The 16,900-nt window shown below is 75.8% G+C and carries 12 protein-coding genes and 1 pseudogene; 3 read left to right on the forward strand and 10 right to left on the reverse strand.

The window, feature by feature from the left end; all coding sequences use genetic code 11:
• Positions 1-26 precede the first annotated feature (26 nt).
• Both ACFYUY_RS07260 and ACFYUY_RS07265 read right to left on the reverse strand, forming a co-directional pair.
• Complete coding sequence (locus tag ACFYUY_RS07260; protein WP_387898785.1) at positions 27-1,271, reverse strand: MFS transporter; 1,245 nt, start codon at positions 1,269-1,271, stop codon at positions 27-29.
• A gap of 186 nt (positions 1,272-1,457) precedes the next feature.
• Positions 1,458-1,703 (reverse strand): hypothetical protein, encoded by a 246-nt coding sequence (locus ACFYUY_RS07265; RefSeq protein ID WP_387898788.1) that lies wholly within the window; start codon positions 1,701-1,703, stop codon positions 1,458-1,460.
• A gap of 380 nt (positions 1,704-2,083) precedes the next feature.
• Here ACFYUY_RS07265 and ACFYUY_RS07270 point away from each other — a divergent pair, with 380 nt between their 5' ends.
• Complete coding sequence (locus tag ACFYUY_RS07270; protein WP_387898791.1) at positions 2,084-6,475, forward strand: molybdopterin-dependent oxidoreductase; 4,392 nt, start codon at positions 2,084-2,086, stop codon at positions 6,473-6,475.
• On the opposite strand, the gene ACFYUY_RS07275 is transcribed toward ACFYUY_RS07270, so the two are convergent.
• The 3 genes from ACFYUY_RS07275 to ACFYUY_RS07285 form a co-directional block, all read right to left on the reverse strand.
• A complete protein-coding gene (locus tag ACFYUY_RS07275; protein ID WP_387898793.1) occupies positions 6,469-7,227 on the reverse strand; it encodes a rhomboid-like protein in 759 nt (252 codons plus the stop codon). The genes ACFYUY_RS07270 and ACFYUY_RS07275 overlap by 7 nt on opposite strands.
• Positions 7,228-7,342: 115 nt before the next feature.
• Complete coding sequence (locus ACFYUY_RS07280; protein WP_387898796.1) at positions 7,343-8,740, reverse strand: SMI1/KNR4 family protein; 1,398 nt, start codon at positions 8,738-8,740, stop codon at positions 7,343-7,345.
• 200 nt (positions 8,741-8,940) lie between these two features.
• The gene (locus ACFYUY_RS07285; protein WP_387898799.1) at positions 8,941-9,882 is read right to left on the reverse strand and encodes an alpha/beta hydrolase; all 942 of its coding nucleotides are present in this window, start codon (positions 9,880-9,882) and stop codon (positions 8,941-8,943) included.
• Between the two features lie 44 nt (positions 9,883-9,926).
• Between ACFYUY_RS07285 and ACFYUY_RS07290 the strand changes: the two genes are divergently transcribed.
• Positions 9,927-10,409, forward strand: coding sequence for a MarR family winged helix-turn-helix transcriptional regulator (locus ACFYUY_RS07290; RefSeq protein WP_387898802.1), 483 nt, complete (start codon positions 9,927-9,929; stop codon positions 10,407-10,409).
• Positions 10,410-10,422: 13 nt separating this feature from the next.
• On the opposite strand, the gene ACFYUY_RS07295 is transcribed toward ACFYUY_RS07290, so the two are convergent.
• Complete coding sequence (locus ACFYUY_RS07295; protein WP_360216478.1) at positions 10,423-10,632, reverse strand: hypothetical protein; 210 nt, start codon at positions 10,630-10,632, stop codon at positions 10,423-10,425.
• Between the two features lie 7 nt (positions 10,633-10,639).
• Here ACFYUY_RS07295 and ACFYUY_RS07300 point away from each other — a divergent pair, with 7 nt between their 5' ends.
• Complete coding sequence (locus ACFYUY_RS07300; RefSeq protein WP_387898806.1) at positions 10,640-10,912, forward strand: hypothetical protein; 273 nt, start codon at positions 10,640-10,642, stop codon at positions 10,910-10,912.
• A gap of 145 nt (positions 10,913-11,057) precedes the next feature.
• Here the strand turns inward: ACFYUY_RS07300 and ACFYUY_RS07305 are convergent, their stop codons facing one another.
• The 4 genes and pseudogenes from ACFYUY_RS07305 to ACFYUY_RS07320 form a co-directional block, all read right to left on the reverse strand.
• A complete protein-coding gene (locus ACFYUY_RS07305) occupies positions 11,058-13,757 on the reverse strand; it encodes a fumarate reductase/succinate dehydrogenase flavoprotein subunit (RefSeq protein WP_387898809.1) in 2,700 nt (899 codons plus the stop codon).
• Between the two features lie 245 nt (positions 13,758-14,002).
• Positions 14,003-14,659 (reverse strand): annotated as a pseudogene (locus tag ACFYUY_RS07310) (ABC transporter ATP-binding protein); the annotation flags it as partial.
• A complete protein-coding gene (locus ACFYUY_RS07315; RefSeq protein ID WP_387898812.1) occupies positions 14,659-15,510 on the reverse strand; it encodes an ABC transporter permease in 852 nt (283 codons plus the stop codon). The gene ACFYUY_RS07315 and the pseudogene ACFYUY_RS07310, both read right to left, overlap by 1 nt.
• Positions 15,507-16,892, reverse strand: coding sequence for an ABC transporter substrate-binding protein (locus ACFYUY_RS07320; RefSeq protein ID WP_387898814.1), 1,386 nt, complete (start codon positions 16,890-16,892; stop codon positions 15,507-15,509). Before ACFYUY_RS07320 ends, ACFYUY_RS07315 begins: the two co-directional genes overlap by 4 nt.
• Positions 16,893-16,900: the final 8 nt, after the last annotated feature.

Below are 16,900 nucleotides of genomic sequence, written 5' to 3' on the forward strand. Positions count from 1 at the left end.
ATGCGGGGCCAGGCCCACGCCCTTACTCAGTCACGGGCCGCCAGCTCCGGCACCGGCTCGACCTCCAGCAGCGGCCGGCGACCCCGCGCCAGAACCAGTACCAGCACGGCCCCCGCCCCGCTCACCAGCGTCACCGCCAGGCCGCTGGTCAGGAACGCGGCCCTCGGGCCGGTGGCGGCCAGTGCCGGGACGAACAGCATCGAGACCGTCCCGCAGGTGCGGATCACGGTCAGGTCCACCGTCAGCAGCCGCCTTCGGGCGGCCGGAGGGAACAGCGCAAAGTGCGTCGACAGCGCGATCTGCAAGAACGGCGACACCGCCCCGGCCAGCAGCGACAGCGCCAGCAGAACTGGCAGCGACCCGGCCAGCCCGGTGGCCGCCAGCACCAGCCCCGACACCGCCCACGCCCCGCAGTACACCGCCGGCAGCGGCACCGGCAGCCGCACGTTCCCGGCCACCAGGTTCCCGGCCAGGGCCCCGGCGCCGGTGCAGGCCAGCACCGCCGCGTACACGGAGGCCCCGGCGCCGAGCCGGGCGCTCAGCAGGGCGGGCATCGCCAGCGACACCGCCCCGGCGAAGATCCCGATGCCGTGCACGACCAGCACCACACCCGTGTCCGGATGTGTCCGCACCAGCGACCAGGCGCCCGGCCGTACCCCGGCCGCCTGCGGCCCGGCCTGCGGGGAAGCGGCGGCCGGGCGGACGCGGGTGGCCAGCAGCACCAGGGCGACGGCCGAGACGGCGAACGTCACCGCGTCCAGCCAGAACAGCCCGGCCAGCGGCATCACCGCCAGCAGCAGCCCGGCCGCCCCAGGCCCGGCGATCCGGGCAATCCGGCCGGTCAGGTCCATCAGCCCGCTGACGGCCTGAACCTCGCCCGGCCTCACCAGGTCCGGCACCATCGCGCCGAGATTCGGGTCGAACAGCGCCCCGCCGATCCCCAGCAGCGCGGCCGAGGCGATCAGCCCCACGGTGCCGAACTCGGCCCACGCCCACGGAAGTGCGGTCACCAGCACCAGCCGCGCGGCGTCCACCGCCGCCAGGGCCCGCAGCGAGGCGAACCTGTCCATCACCCGGCGACCCACCGTGCCCAGCACGATGTACGGCAGGGACTCGGCGACGGCCACCAGGCCCATCGCCCCGGCGCCCGCGTGCTCCCACGCCATCCACATCACGGCCATGGCGTACAGACGGTCGCCGAACACCGACGCCGTCTGCGCTCCCCACAGCAGGAGAACAGGTCCACGCCGTAGCAGCCGCACGTATCGCATGATCCACCCCGCACCAGGAAGCACGAAGTCCCGGCAGCGAGCCGCCACCGGGAACTCCCCACACCCTAGGGCAACTTGAGGCCCGGCCGATGCAGGCGCCCCGAGTATGGCGTCCCGTCGCCGGCGGCCACATCCCTCGGCCGCCGTTCGGCTGACCGCTCCGCCAAGGCCCGGGCGGGGCGGCGGTCACGGGCCCGGGTGCCAGTGGGCTTCGAGGGTGGTCCTGCCGTCCGGCGTGGTGACGGGGTGCCAGGTGGCCCGGGGCCGTGCGGCGCGGATGGGCGTGCCCGGGGCTCCCAGGGCGTGCAGGACGGGGCTGTCGAGGGGGCTGGTGGCGAGGCGGTGGAGCAGCTGCGCGAGGGCGGCGCGCAGGCTGCGGCTGCGGGGGCCGGCGGCGTGGACGGCGGGACGAAACACAGTGGAAACGGACATGCGGCTCACCTCCGGGACGGCCTGCGGACCTGCAGGTCGGTCCAGCCTCCACCACCGCTCGCCCGTCGCCGCCCGGTTTGACGCACTGCTCACGCGGCCCTGACGGGGTTCTGACGCCCCACCACCGCCGAGCGGTTCGGCCGCTCGGCCACCCGGGCGTCCGGGGCGGGCGCCCCGGCCCCTCACGACGGCACGCGCGCACCCGTGAGCTGCGGTTTACGCCGGAGCGCGGGCGACGTGATCTCTCCTTAATACCGCCTCCCTAGGGTGCTGCCCGTGGGAGCCCCCCGGGGGCGTCCCGCACCGCCGGGCGAAAGGGTTCCGCAGGGGGCCGGGTCGACGGCGGGGACCGCAGGACCGCTACCGGAGAGGGGGCCGTGGTGCCGGCACCGAACGCGAGGCCCGTCGCACCCGTCACGCCCGTCGCGCCCGTCAGGACCGTCTGTTCGTACTGCGGGGTCGGCTGCGGCATGCTGCTGGACGTCGCGGTGGAGGCGGGGACGGGCCGCCGCACGGTGGCGAAGGCGTCCGGCGACCGCGAGCACCCGGCCAACGCCGGGCGGCTCTGCACCAAGGGCGCGACCACCGCGGACATGCTCGCCGCCCCCGGGCGCCTCACCACGGCACTGATGCGGGCCGAGCGCGGCGCCGAACCGGTGCCCGCGGACGTGGACGAGGCGATCGCGGCCACCGCGCGGCGCCTGCGCGCGGTCCTCGACGAGCACGGGCCGGACGCGCTGTCCTTCTACGTCTCGGGCCAGCTGACGCTGGAGGCCCAGTACCTGGTGAACAAGCTCGCGAAGGGATTCGTCGGCACCAACCAGATCGAGTCCAACTCCCGTCTGTGCATGGCGAGTGCGGGCAGCGGCTACAAGCTGTCGCTGGGCGCCGACGGGCCGCCCGGCTCGTACCGGGACTTCGACCACGCGGACGTCTTCCTCGTCATCGGCTCCAACATGGCCGACTGCCACCCGATCCTGTTCCTGCGGATGATGGACCGGGTGAAGGCGGGCGCCAAGCTCATCGTGGTGGACCCGCGCCGCACCGCGACCGCCGACAAGGCCGACCTCTTCCTGCAGGTGCGGCCCGGCACGGACCTCGCGCTGCTGAACGGGCTGCTGCACCTGCTGGTGGAGAACGGGCACACCGACCCGGCCTTCATCGAGGAGTTCACCGACGGCTGGGACGCCGTGGCCGACTTCCTGCAGGACTACCCGCCGGCGGCGGTCTCCGGGATCACCGGCATCCCGGAGGAGGACCTGAGACGGGCGGCCCGGCTGATCGGCGAGGCCGGTGAGTGGATGAGCTGCTGGACGATGGGGCTCAACCAGTCGACGCACGGCACCTGGAACACCAACGCCCTGGTCAACCTGCACCTGGCGACCGGCGCGATCTGCCGCCCCGGCAGCGGCCCGTTCTCGCTCACCGGGCAGCCCAACGCGATGGGCGGCCGGGAGATGGGCTACATGGGGCCCGGGCTGCCCGGCCAGCGCTCGGTGCTGGTGCCGGAGGAGCGGGCCTTCGTCGAGGAGCTCTGGGGCCTGCCCGCCGGGACGCTGCGCACCGAGGTGGGCCGGGGCACGATCGAGCTGTTCGAGCGGATGGCGGAGGGCACGGTCAAGGCCTGCTGGATCATCTGCACCAATCCGGTGGCCTCCGTCGCCAACCGGAAGACCGTCATCGCCGGTCTGGAGGCCGCCGAACTCGTCGTCACCCAGGACGTGTTCGGCGACACCGAGACCAACGCCTACGCGGACGTGGTGCTGCCCGCCGCGATGTGGGCCGAGTCCGAGGGGGTGCTGGTCAACTCGGAGCGCACCCTGACCCTGGCGCAGCCGGCGGCCGACCCGGCCGGCCAGGCCCTGCCCGACTGGCAGTTGATCGCCCGGGTGGCCTGCGCCATGGGGTTCGAGGAGGGGTTCGGCTACGCGAGCGCCGAGGAGGTCTTCGAGGAGATCAAGCGGGCCTGGAACCCGAAGACCGGCTGGGACCTGCGGGGCGTGACGTACCGTCGGCTGCGCGAGACACCCGTGCAGTGGCCTGCGGCGCACGCCGACGGGCCGGACCGCAACCCGGTGCGCTACCTCAACGACGGGGTCAGCCAGGACCTGCTGGAGCGGCCGGACGGCAGCCGGCCCCGGTTGGCCTTCCCGACCGCCACCGGACGGGCCTCGTTCTTCGCCAGGCCGCACCTGCCGGCCGCCGAACTACCGGACGACGACTACCCGTTCACCCTCAACACCGGCCGTCTGCAGCACCAGTGGCACACCCTCACCAAGACCGGCCGGGTCCCCAAGCTCAACCGGCTCGCCCCGGGGCCCTTCGTGGAGGTCCACCCGCAGGACGCCGCGACCCTGGACGTCACCGACGGCGACCACCTGGAGATCACCTCCCGGCGGGGCCGGGCCGTGCTGCCGGTCGTGGTCACCGACCGGGTCCGCCCGGGCGACTGCTTCGCGCCGTTCCACTGGAACGACCTCTTCGGCGAGTACCTCAGCATCAACGCCGTCACCAGTGACGCGGTGGACCCGGTGTCCTTCCAGCCGGAGCTCAAGGTCTGCGCGGTCGCCCTGCGGGCGGTGGCGGCCCCGGAGGTACCCGAGGCCCGTACAGCCGGCACAGCCGGAGGAACGCACGAGGCCGGGGAGACCCCCGCCGGGGCCCCCGCCACGCCGACCCCCGCCGCGCCGACCCCCGCCATGGCGGGCGCCCCGTCGGCACAGGTGGCGGCGCTGGCCGGGCTGCTCGGCGTCGCCGACCACGCCCCGCCCGTGCTGACCGCCGCCGAACGCGTCTACCTGTCCGGCTTCCTCACCGGGCTGGGCTCCGCTCCCCCGCAGGCCGCCGCCCCGGTGCCGGTGCTCCCCGCGCAGGCTCCGGTGGACGAGGAGCGGGCCCGGTGGATCAACGGGGTGCTGGCCGGGACGTTCTCCCGCACCGCGGCCGTCGGGCCCGACCACCCCGATCCCCCCGCCGGCCCCGCCGGCCCCGTGACGGCGACAGCGGCCGCGTCACCGTCAACGGCAACGGCAACGGCACCGCCCGCGCGCAGGGTGGCCGTGCTGTGGGCCTCGCAGACCGGCACCGCCGAGCAGGTCGCCGCCGAGGCCGCAGACCGGCTGGCGGCGGAGGGCTGGCAGCCGGTGCTGCTCGGCATGGACCAGGTCGGGCCCGACACCCTGGCCGACGGGACGCCGCTGCTCCTGATCACCAGCACCTTCGGCGACGGCGAGGCCCCGGACAACGGTTCCGCCTTCTGGGAGCGGCTGCTCACCGAGGGCCTGCCGGACGCGGCGCAGCTGCGGTACGCCGTCCTCGCCCTCGGCGACTCCAGCTACGGCGACTTCTGCGGGCACGGTCGCCGGCTCGACCAGCGCCTCGGGGAGCTCGGCGCCACCCGGCTCGCCCCGCGTGCCGACTGCGAGCCGGACTACCGGGACGCGGCGGGCCGGTGGCTGGACCAGGTGGTCGCGGCCCTGGCCGCGCACCGGACGGAGGCCTCCGGACCGGCTCCCACCCCGGCACCCGCTCCGGCATCCGGCCTGACCGCCACCGCCCCGACCGCCCCCGCCACCACCACCGCCGCAGCCGCCTCCGCCCGGGCGGCACGGCGGCCGGGCCACACCAAGCGCTACACCAAAGCCGACCCCTTCGGCGCCCTGCTGGTCGGCAACCGGCTGCTCAGCCTGCCGGGCTCGACCAAGGAGGTCCGGCAGTTCGCCTTCGACACCCGCGGGGGCGAGCACGGCGATCTCGACTACCGGGCCGGGGACGCCCTGGGCGTCTGGCCCGAGAACTGCCCCGAGCTGGTGGCGGAGTGGCTGGCCGTCACCGGGCTGGACCCGACGGAGACGGTCGTCGTCCCGGGCTCCGCGCCCGGCGCCGGGGAGCTGCCGCTGGGCGAGGCGCTGCGGAGCCGCCTGGAGATCGCCCGGGTCACCCCGGACCTGCTGCGTTTCGTGGCCGAGCGCTCCGGCGACCGCGACCTGCGGCGGTTGCTGCGCCGGGACAACACCGGCGAGCTGGCGAAGTGGAGTTGGGGCCGACAGGCGGTGGACGTGGTCGGTGCGCTGCCGGTCCGGGCCCGCGCCGACGAGTGGGTGGGCGTACTGAGGCCGCTGCAGCCCCGGCTGTACTCGATATCCTCCAGCCCGCTCGCGCACCCGGGCGAGGTCCGGCTGACGGTGTCCGTGGTCCGCTACCCGACCGGCTCCGGACGGCTCCGCAAGGGCGTGTGCTCCGGGTACCTGGCGGACGGCGCCGAGGACGGCCCGGTGCCGGTGTTCGTCCAGCCGTCCGCGCACTTCCGGCCCCCGGCCGACCCTTCGACGCCGATGATCATGGTCGGCCCGGGCACCGGCATCGCGCCCTTCCTCGGCTTCCTGGACGAGCGGCGGGCCGCCGGCCACTCCGGCCCGAACTGGCTGTTCTTCGGCGAGCAGCACGAACGGACCGACTTCTACTACCGCGAGGAGCTCGCCGCGTTCCGGGCCTCGGGGCACCTGAACCGGCTCGACCTCGCCTTCTCCCGCGACCAGCGCAACAAGGTCTACGTCCAGGACCGGATGCGCGAGCACGGCCTGCGGATCTGGGAGTGGCTCCAGGACGGCGCCCACCTGTACGTCTGCGGGGACGCCTCCCGGATGGCCCGGGACGTCGACCGGGCCCTGCGCGAGATCGCCCGCACCCACGGCGGCCTGGGCGAGGACGAGGCCGCCGTGCACCTCAAGCAGCTCGCCGCCGACCGCCGCTACGTGCGCGACGTCTACTGAGCGCTCACTGGCCGGCCCGCGTGCTCGGGCCGCTGCCGGCGCGCGCCCAGACGCCGCCGGACGGCGGGCAGCAGCGCCAGGGCGAAGCCGATCAGCGCGGCGAGCAGGTGGCCGACGGTGGTGAAGTCGGGCAGCGGGCCGGTGACGTCCATGCCGCCGAGCGGCCACCCGATGACGAGCACCGCCCAGGGCACCCGGGCCCGGAGCGGCAGGGCCGCGGTGCAGAGCGCCAGGACGGTCTGGGCGCCGTAGCTGACGCCGAAGTCGTCGGCCGTGCGGACGTCCTCCGGGTACCAGCCGTGCCCGAGCGCCACGGTGATCACCACCGCGGTGAGCAGGGTCGCGAGGACGTGCCCGGCGAGGAAGGCACCGAAGGCGCGCAGCGCGCCGAGGCGCTGTTCGAGCCAGGCCAGGCAGCAGCAGACGCCGAGGCCCAGGGTGATGGCGGTGGAGCCGATCGACAGCGAGCCCAGGTCGGTGAGCGTGCCGTCGAAGAACAGCGCGCTGCCGAGCAGCGCCGTCACCGGGTGGTCCGCCAGGTTGTCCAGGTTGGTGCTGAGGTACTGCAGCAGCTCCGCGGCGTCACCGTGGACGACCCAGGCGTGGCCGGCCAGCAGCAGGCAGACGTAGCCGAAGGTGACGGGCGACCGGCACGGGTACCGGGCGACGCCCAGCAGCACCCGCCGGCTCGGCGACATGGTGACGGCGGCCGTGGCCGCGCCGGCCCGCTGCCGCGGAAACGTGCTCCTCATCCGGGATTCTCCCCAACGTACGGTGATCTGACGGAGGCACGGTACGCCACCGCGGCGGGCCCGCCCTGCAGCCGCCCCCGCCCGGGCCGTCGCGCCCCCGGGAGCCGGGCGGCCGCTACCGCAGCGGTCCGAGCTCGCCATCCACCACGGTCTCGGTGATCAGGGGGCGGTGCCGGAGGGCGAGCAGCTCGTTCGCCAGGCCCACGACCGCCCGCGGGTCCCGGTCGGTGTGGGCGAGGATCTCGGCGGCCGAGAGCCCGCGCGGGACGGCCCCGGCGTCGAGCAGGGCCCGCCACTCCTCCGGCGGGAGCTCCAGGAACTCCAGACCGGTCAGCCGGGCGATCTCCAGCGGGTCGGCGAGCGCCCCGGGGCCGGCGCACAGGGTGCGGAGCCGGGGCAGCCCGGCCACGGGCGCGAGGCTGACCCGGTCGCCGCGCCAGCCGCCGAGGGTCAGCACCTCCAGGTCGGGGTGGGCCGCGGCCTCGACCTCGCCGGGCCGCTCGCCGTGGAGCCGCACCACCGCCCGCGCGCGGCCCGGCATCCGCCCCGCGTACCCGTCCCGACCCGCGTACCCGTCCCGGTCCGGGTGCAGCACCTGGTCGGTGAGGGACTCGGCGAGCAGGTCGGCTCCGACGCTCCGCTCGGGGGCGAGCACGATCACCTGCCCGTGGTGGCCGCGCGGCCTTGGCGTCAGGTCCACGGCGACGCGTCCCCCGCCGCCCGTGTCGCCGATGACGATCCATCCGGGCGAGCCGACCAGGCCCTGCACGGCCGCCCCGGGGGCGGTGCCGGCCGCCTCGGTCGCCGCGGTCCCCCAGCGGAACGACCGGGACGACGCGTCGGCGATCGCGAGGCGGTCCAGGTGGAACAGCTCGAAGCCGACGGCGTCGTCGACGCGCTGGCCGGCGTCGAAGTCGCCGTCCCAGTCCTCCCACCGGGCGCGGGTCACCCGGTAGAGCGCGCGGACCTCCTCGGGCAGCGCGACACCCAGGCGGGCCTCCGCCGCGGCGATCTCCTCCTCGGTGGCACCGATGGCGTCGGGTATCCGCTCGCGCAGCGTCCGCTCCAGCAGGGCCGGGTCCGCGGACGGGGCCGGCCCCGCCCCCGGCACGGCCTCGGGCAGGCGGCGCCACGGTTCGGGCACGGCGCCCTCGACCAGCAGCAGCGCGCCCGGGTGGGCGTTGCCGAGGGGGGACTCGACGGCCGCGCCGTGGTCGAACAGGCGGAGCACCGCCCGCCCGCACGGCGGGATCTCCGCGACGAGCGCCAGAGCTTCGATCCCGGCCCCGGCGATCGCACCCCGCACCCGCTCGGCCGCTTCGAGCTGCGCCCGGTTCTCCGGCGGAGTGGCGCCCCCGGGCTGCGGCGTCCGCCACCGCAGGGGAAGGCTGTACCCGTGCCGGTCGAAGCTCCCCGCCACGTAGCCGCCCGGTTCGGCGAGGGCCGCGGCGTGGTCGCCGCGCAGGATCCGCAGCAGCGGCTCCCAGGTGGCGAAGTCGTGGAGTGCGGACACCGCTGGCCTCCGGTCGGTCCGGTGATCGTGACGGTGGCGATCATGCCACCCGCCTCCGGAGCCCTCGACCGGATGCGCCGGATCCGCCGGATCCGCCCGGCCGCCGGGGCCGACCCCCCTCGGGTCACCGCTGGTCAGCCCGGTCAGCCCGGACCGGACCAGGGGCCAGGCCACCGGGCTGCTGTCGGCGCGCCCGACGCCTACCGGCCCGCGCCGATGCGCTGGCGCAGGAAGAGCGCGGCACGGTCCAGTGCCTCGTCCGCCTCGTCGAGGACGCCCGCGAAGGCCTGGAACACGTGCGGTACGTCGGCGGTGACGTCCAGGACGACGTCCACACCGGCGGCCCTGGCCCGCGCGGCCAGGCGGGTGGAGTCGTCCAGCAGCAGCTCGTTGGCGCCGACCTGGATCAGCATCGGCGGGAAGCCGGTCAGGTCGGCGAGGACGGCCGGGCTGAGCAGCGGCTGGTGCGGGTCGGCTCCGGCGAGGTACAGGGCCCCGGTGTGCGCGAGGGCGGCGCGGGTGAAGATCGGGTCGACGCCCTCCTTGGTGTCCATGCTCTCGCCGCTCCGGGTCGCGTCGACGCCCGGGGAGAGGGCCAGCAGGGCGGCCGGCAGCGGAAGGCCCGCGTCCCGGGCGGCCAGGCAGGTGGTGACGGCGAGTCCGCCGCCGGCGGAGTCCCCGGCGAAGACGATCGTCGAGGGGTCCTCGCCGCGGTCGAGGAGGGCGCGGTAGGCGCTCAGGGTGTCCTCGATCGCGGCCGGGAAGGGGTGTTCGGGGGCGAGCCGGTAGTCGACCGAGTAGGCGCCGAGTCCGGTCCTGGCGACGAGGTTCCCGGTCAGGCCGAGGGCGGTCTCGGGTGAGCCGAAGACCCAGCCTCCGCCGTGGAAGTACAGGATGGTCCCGCTGGCTCCCCCGGCCCCCGCTCCTACGACCCCTACGACCCCTGCGTCCCCGGCCGGTTCGACCCGCAGGGCGGGCCGGTCCCCGAGGGTGGTCGGCGTGGTGCGGATGCGGTCGTGCGGCACGATCATCCCCGCCATCAGGGCCCGGAACCCGGCCCGGATCTGCTCGACCGACTGCGGGCCCTCCGGGCCCGGCTGCCGCAGGATCGCGTCGACCCGTGCGCGCTGTTCGCTGCTCATGTGCACTCTCCCCAGGGCAAGTAGCTTCCCGTACACTATATGCCGTGGAATACACATTGGATGGCGAGAACGCCGCGAGCGACCTGCCGGGCGTCTTCTCCGACCTCGTCCGGTGCGAGACCCGGCTGTACAACGCCCTCAACGACCGGCTCCGCGAGCAGCACGGGATCGTCACCTCGCAGTACGAGTTCCTGAGCTACCTGCGCGACCACCCCGGGTGCCGGGTGGCGGACCTCGCCGCCGAGTTCGCGATCGGCGTGGGGGCGACCAGCAAGGGCGTCGACCGCCTGGAGAAGCTGGGGTGGGCCGCCCGGCAGCCGAACCCCGCCGATCGCCGGTCCTCGCTGCTGGCCCTCACCGCCGACGGCACCCGGGTCGTCGACGCGGCACAGCGCACCTTCACCGGCACCCTGGCCGAGCTGCTCGGCGGCACCCTCGACGGCCCCTCCCTGACGGCGGTCGCGGCGGCCCTCACGACCCTGCGGTCCGCCCTCGAACGCGACCAGGTCGGCACCCCGAGCGGCTGACGCACCGTCGGCGTCACAGGTGGGAGCTGATCTCGCCGCCCGTGCTAAGCACGATGGCGACGCCGTTGGCCATGGCCCCGGCATCGTGCTGGTCGGCGTCCATCGTGCCGACCACCTCGTTGTCGAGGCCGGTGACCACCGCCCGGTAGTGGAGCTCGCCGACCTCGGTGGCCACGTCCGCGGCGCGGCGCCGCCCCACGTGCCGCCGGACCTGCCGGGACAATGGGCCGATGACCAGTCAGCTCCCCCGGGGCATCCAGCACCTCATCCCCACCGCTCCCACCACCACCGCCGGTGAACGGGCCGCCTCCCAGCTGCTCCACCTGCGCACCGCCACCCTGCCGGTGCCGGTGCTGGCCGCCGCCGTCGAGCTCCTCGCCGAGCTCCTGGCGAGCGGGGACCCGGCCACCCGGGCGGCGGCCGCGGACGTCCGCGCCCGGCTGCTGGCGTCGATCGAGGACGCCGCCCCGCCCGCCACCGGGCCCCGCCCGCGCGGGGCCTGAGACCTGGGCCGGGAGCCGCGGACGGCGACGGGCCCCGCCGCTCCACCTCGGAGCGTGCGGGGCCGTCGTGTTGTCGTGCCGTCGTGCTGTCGCACCGTCGTGCTGTCATGCCGTCGCACCGTCGTACCGGCATGCCGTCGCGCCGTCAGGCGGGGTGGCGGGCGGCGCGGAGGGCGAGGCGGGCGTAGGCGCGGACGTCGGCGTCGGAGTCGGCGAGCCGGGCGCGGAGCGCGGGGGAGGCGACGGGGTCGGCGGCGTGGGGGGCCAGGGCGCGGACGGCGGACTTGCGGACGTCGTTGTTGGCGTCGTCGAGGAGGCGGGTGAGCGGTCCGAGGGCCGCGGCGGTGCCCAGCGCGGTGGCGGCCGACCGCCGGACCTGCCACGCCCCGTCGGTGGCGCCGGCCAGGGCGCGGGTGAGCAGCGCGGGCGGGCACCCGATGCCGGCGGCTCCCTGGAGGGCCGCGGCGCGGACCAGCGGGTCGGCGTCGGCGGCGAGGGCGGTCAGCGCCGTGACGGCGGCGGCGGTCGACTGCCCGACGGTGCCGAGTCCTTCGGCAGCCGCGACCCGGACCTCGCGCGCCGCGTCGCCGGCGGCGGTGGCCAGCCGGTCCGCGGCGTCGAGGGCGACCAGCCCGCGGACGGCCTGCAGGCGGACCGGGACGGCCGGGTCGCCGAGCCCGGCGGTGTACAGCGCGGCGGTGCCGGTGCGCAGTGCGCGGGAGAGGTCCAGCGCGGCGGCCCGGACGACCGGGTCGCCGGCGCCGGCGGCCCGCTGCAGGGCGGGGCCGAGCGAGGCGTCCAGGACCTCGACCAGTTCGCGCAGCCCGGCGGCGGCCGCGGCCCGGACCAGCTCGTCGGGGTCGGTGAGGGCCCGGGCGAGGGCGGGGCCGGTGCCGTCGGGGGCGGCCTCGGTGAGCACGGCGACGGCGGTGCGCCGCACATCGGCGGCCGGATCCGCCAGGTAGGGCGTCAACTCTGCCAGGCTGGGCGTCCGTTCGGCGGTCCGCAGCAGGTCGAGCAGTCGGGGGGAGCCGGCGGGTGCGGTGCCGGCGGCCGGTGCGCTGCGGGGCGTACCGGGGGCGGCGCCGGTGCGGCCGACCGGCAGCGGGTGCACCTCGCCGAGGACGGTGGACTCGCCGCCCGGGGGCTCCAGTCCGTCGACGGGCACCAGGTAGGGGGCGACGGGCCGGGTGAGGAACTCCATGGCGCCGGCGGCGTTCTTGCGCAGGTTGAGGTGGCGGAACCAGCGTGCGTCGTCGCGCTCGGGGCGGTCGACCCGCTGGTGGTAGAGGCCCCAGCGGCTCTCGGCGCGGGCGAGCGAGGAGCGGGCGGCCATCTCGGCGCAGTCCCGGATGAAGTCGACCTCGACGGCGCGCATCAGCTCGTGCGGGGTGCGGGCGCCGATGGCGGCGACCTCGGCGCGCATCCGTTCGGTGTGCTCGATGGCGATGGACAGCCTGGCGTCGGTCTTGGGTGGGGCGATGTAGTCGTTGACGAAGCGGCGCAGCTTGTACTCGACCTGCGGCTGGGTCGGGCCGTCGGGGTGGCGCAGCGGGCGGTAGACGAGCTCGTGGGCGGCGGCGATCTGGTCGGCGGGCAGTTCGGCCCGCTGCGCGGGCAGGTGGGCGGCGGCGTGGGTGCCGGCGAGGTCGCCGAAGACGAACGCGCCGATCATGTAGTTGTGCGGGACGCAGGCGAGGTCCCCGGCGGCGTAGAGGCCCGGGACGGTGGTGGCGGCGTTGTCGTCGACCCAGACGCCGCTGGCGGAGTGGCCGCCGCACAGGCCGATCTCGGAGATGTGCATCTCGATGTCGTGGGTGCGGTAGTCGTGGCCGCGCCCGGCGTGGAAGGTTCCGCGGGTGGGGCGTTCGGTGGTGTGGAGGATGCCCTCCAGCGCCTGGACGGTCTCCTCGGGCAGGTGGGTGGTGCGCAGGTAGACCGGGCCGCGGTCGGAGGCGAGTTCGGCGGCGAACTCGGTCATCATCTGCCCGGACCAGTAGTCGGAGTCGACGAACCGCTCGCCGTGCCGGTTGACCTGGTAGCCGCCGAAGGGGTTGGCGACGTAGGCGCAGGCCGGGCCGTTGTAGTCCTTGATGAGCGGGTTGATCTGGAAGCACTCGATGCCGCTGAGTTCGGCTCCGGCGTGGTAGGCCATCGCGTAGCCGTCGCCGGCGTTGGTCGGGTTCTCGTAGGTGCCGTAGAGGTAGCCGCTGGCGGGCAGGCCGAGGCGGCCGCAGGGCCCGGTGGCGAGGATCACGGCGCCGGCCGAGACGGTGACGAACTCGCCGCTGCGGGTGTCGAACCCGGCGGCGCCGACGGCCCGGCCGTCGCGGGTGAGGACGCGGACCGGCATCACCCGGTTCTCGATCCGGATCCGTTCGCGCATGTCCCGGCGGCGCAGCACCCGGTAGAGCACCTTCTTGACGTCCTTGCCCTCGGGCATCGGCAGGACGTAGCTGCCGGACCGGTGCACCTGGCGGACCTGGTACTCGCCGTGCTCGTCCTTCTCGAACTTGACGCCGTAGCCCTCGAGGCGCTGGACCATGGCGAAGCCGCGGGTCGCCGTGCGGCGGACGGTGCGCTGGTCGACGATGCCGTCGTTGGCGCGGGTGATCTCGGCGACGTAGTCGTCGGGTTCGGCGCGGCCGGGGACGACCGCGTTGTTGACGCCGTCCATGCCCATGGCGAGCGCGCCGGAGTGCCGGACGTGGGCCTTCTCCAGGAGGAGGACGTCGGCTCCCGCCTCGGCGGCGCTGATCGCGGCCATCGAACCGGCGGTGCCGCCGCCGACGACGAGGACGTCGCAGTGCAGCCTGCGGGCGCCGGCCGGGTCGGGGATGTGCATGGGGGTGCCTTTCAGGAGAGTCGGGCGAGGATCCGTTCGCGCAGCCGGAGCAGCGCCGGGTCGGTCCCGTCGGTGGCCGGGGAGGCGGCGCGGGGTGCGGCCGTGCCGGGCGAGGCGGTCGCGCCGGTGCCGGGCACGGGGACGCCGGGCACGGGGACACCGGGCACGGGGACACCGGGCACGGGGACACCGGCTGCGGCGGCGCCGGTCACGGCGGTGGCGACGAGTGCGGCGGCACCGGGCAGGCGCGGCCGGGGCACCTCGTGCAGGTCGGCGAGGGTACCGCCGCCGAGGACGGCGACCCGGTCGCCGAGCAGCAGCGCCTCGTCCACGTCGTGGGTGACGAAGACGATCGTGCACTGGTGCTCCGCCCGTACGGAGAGCAGGAGTTGCTGCATCCCGGCGCGGGTGCGGGCGTCCAGGGCGCCGAACGGCTCGTCCATCAGGACGGCGCGCGGTGCGCCGACCAGGGCCCGGGCCAGTTGGACGCGCTGGCGCTGTCCGCCGGACAGCTCCCGGGGCAGCCGGTGCCGGTGGTCGCCCAGGCCGACCCTCGCCAGCCAGTCGGCGGCCGCTGCGCGGCGTTCGGCGCGGGGCACCCGGCGGACGGCGAGCGGCAGTTCGACGTTGCGGCGGGCGGTGCGCCAGGGCAGCAGGCCGTCGTCCTGGAAGACCAGGGCGCGCTCGGCGGACGGCGCGGTGATCGGGGCGCCGTCGGCGAGCAGCTCGCCCTCGCCGGCGGGGTGCAGTCCGGCCAGGGCGCGCAGCAGGGTGGACTTGCCGCAGCCGGAGGCGCCGACCACGGTCAGGAGTTCACCGGGCACGACGTCGAGGTCGACGCCGCTCAGCACGGGGTGTCCGGCGTGGCCGAGGCCGAGCCCGCGGGCGGTCAGTCGCAGCATCAGTCGCTCCCGGGGGTGGGCGGCAGCCAGCGGGTGAGGCGGCGGCCGAGCAGTTCGACGGCGCCGGAGGTGAGGCGTCCGAGCAGGCCGATGGTGGCCATGCCGACGAACACGCCGGGGTAGTCGAGCACGGTGTAGGCCTGCCAGGTGCGGTAGCCGACGCCGAACTGTCCGGAGATCATCTCGGCGGAGATCACGCAGATCCAGGCCACCCCGATGCCCACGGACAGCCCGCCGACGACGCCCGGCAGGGCGCCGGGCAGCACCACGCTCCACAGCACCCGGGCGCGGCCCGCGCCCATGGTGCGCACCGCCTCCTCCCACCGGGGCGGCACCGCGCGCACGGCGTGCCGGGTGGCGACGGTGACGGGGAAGTAGGCCGCGGCGAAGGTGATGAAGACGATGCCCTGCTCGTTCTCCGGGAAGAGCATGATCGCCACCGGGACGAGGGCGATCGCCGGGATCGGCCGGACCAGTTCCAGGACGGGGCCGATCAGGTCGGCGGCGGTGCGCGAGCGGGCCAGCAGCACGCCGGTGGCGACGCCGAGGAGGGCGGCGAGCAGGAAGCCGCCGCCGATCCGCCGCAGGCTCTCGGCGAGGTCCTGCCAGTACTGCCCGGTGGCGACCTGGCGGACCAGCGCCCGCCCGACCTGGTCGGCGGTGGGCAGGTGGTCGAAGCGCACCCAGAGCCGCACCCGGTGCACGGTGAGCAGCTGCCAGAGGGCGACGAAGGCGAGCAGGGCGGCGCCGCGCAGCGTCCACCGGCGGGCCCGGCCGCCGCCCCCGCGCGGCCGCGGGGCCGGTGCGGGCGGGGCCGGCGGCGCGGCGGGGCGGCCCAGGACGGTGGTCACGCCGCCGCCAGGGCCTGGTCGTAGGAGAGCGGCCGGGCGCCGGGGTGGGCGCCGAGGTAGGCGGCGGCGCCGTCCTCGGTGGTGAAGGGCAGCAGCCGGCTGCCGTCCTGGACCCAGTGGTCCTTGTCGGCGAACCAGCGGGTGCCGGTGGCGGCGTCGGGCACGTAGGTGGCGCGGACGGTGCCGCCGCCGGCCTTGAGCGCGCGCAGCAGGCAGCCGGGGTCGGCGGCGGGCCGGGTGGCGGCCTCGCCCCGGTACCAGACCTCCCCGGCGAGCTTCGGGTCGTCGGCGGGCCGCCCGCAGACCGGGTCGGTGCCGGTGATCCTGGCCGGGGGGACGTCCGGCAGGGCGGCGCGCGCGAGCGGCTGCGGGTCGACGAAGCGGTCGAGGTCGAGGGCCTTGAGCACGCCGACGGAGGCGAGGAAGGGCACGTCCCTGCGCAGCGCGTCCAGCAGCTCGGGCCGCAGTGCGGTGGCGAAGGTGGCGATGCCGTTCGGGCCGTTGTAGAGGTAGACCACCTCGGGGGCCAGGCCGGTCGCGGCGGCGACCTTCTCGGCGGCGGCGAGCGGCTGCTCGTTGAGGTAGCGGGTGGCGTCGGCCTGGGCGGTCAGGAAGGCCTGCACCACCTCGGGGTGCGTGGTGGCGTACTTCTGCCGTACCACCACGCCGTGCAGGGTGGGCTGCTGGAGCGCGGAGCCGTCGTAGAGCAGCCGGGCGCCGTCGCCGAAGACGACGGCGCCGGGCCAGGCGACGAACTGGGCGAGGGCGTCCACGCTGCCGGCCTTGAGGGCGGAGGCGCCGACGGCGGGCTGCTGGTTCTGCTTCCGGACGTCGGAGTCGGCGACGCCGGCCCGGCGCAGGGCCTGGACGAGGGTGCCGTCGGCGGCGGAGCCGACGGAGGTGGAGACCGTCTTCCCCTTGAGGTCGGCCAGGGTGCGGGCGCCTGACCCGGCGGGGACGACGACGCTGTTGAGCGCGCCGAGCAGGTTGTAGCCGGTGACGGAGACCAGCCGGGTGCCGGGGCCGCCGGCCTCCTGGGCGCGGGAGCCGTTGATCAGCAGCGGGTAGTCACCCATCGAGCCGATGTCGATCTTGTCGGCGAGCATCTGGGCGGTGATCGGCGCGCCCGAGTCGTAGTCCTGCCAGGTGACGCGGTAGCTCCGGCCGTCCTTGCGGCCCTGCTCGGCGAGCCGCTGTTCCAGGTAGCCCTGGGCCCGCAGCAGCGTCCCGGCGGTGACGGTGTTGATGGTCTTGGACTGGTAGCCGACCACCACCTCGACGGTGCCGTCGGCCGCGGCCGGGGAGGTGCAGGCGGTGGCGGTGCAGGCGGTGGCGGCGAGGAGCGCGGCGGCGAGCACGGGTCTGATCTTGTCGTGGGGCATCCGGGAGG

Source organism: Kitasatospora sp. NPDC004745, from assembly GCF_042873275.1.
Lineage (GTDB): Bacteria > Actinomycetota > Actinomycetes > Streptomycetales > Streptomycetaceae > Kitasatospora.

Coding starts and splice junctions, on each gene's coding strand:
- ACFYUY_RS07275 (WP_387898793.1), bottom strand. CDS start 7,227: ATGAGGAGCACGTTTCCGCGGCAGCGGGCCGGCGCGGCCACGGCCGCC.
- ACFYUY_RS07260 (WP_387898785.1), bottom strand. CDS start 1,271: ATGCGATACGTGCGGCTGCTACGGCGTGGACCTGTTCTCCTGCTGTGG.
- ACFYUY_RS07320 (WP_387898814.1), bottom strand. CDS start 16,892: ATGCCCCACGACAAGATCAGACCCGTGCTCGCCGCCGCGCTCCTCGCC.
- ACFYUY_RS07265 (WP_387898788.1), bottom strand. CDS start 1,703: ATGTCCGTTTCCACTGTGTTTCGTCCCGCCGTCCACGCCGCCGGCCCC.
- ACFYUY_RS07305 (WP_387898809.1), bottom strand. CDS start 13,757: ATGCACATCCCCGACCCGGCCGGCGCCCGCAGGCTGCACTGCGACGTC.
- ACFYUY_RS07300 (WP_387898806.1), top strand. CDS start 10,640: ATGACCAGTCAGCTCCCCCGGGGCATCCAGCACCTCATCCCCACCGCT.
- ACFYUY_RS07285 (WP_387898799.1), bottom strand. CDS start 9,882: ATGAGCAGCGAACAGCGCGCACGGGTCGACGCGATCCTGCGGCAGCCG.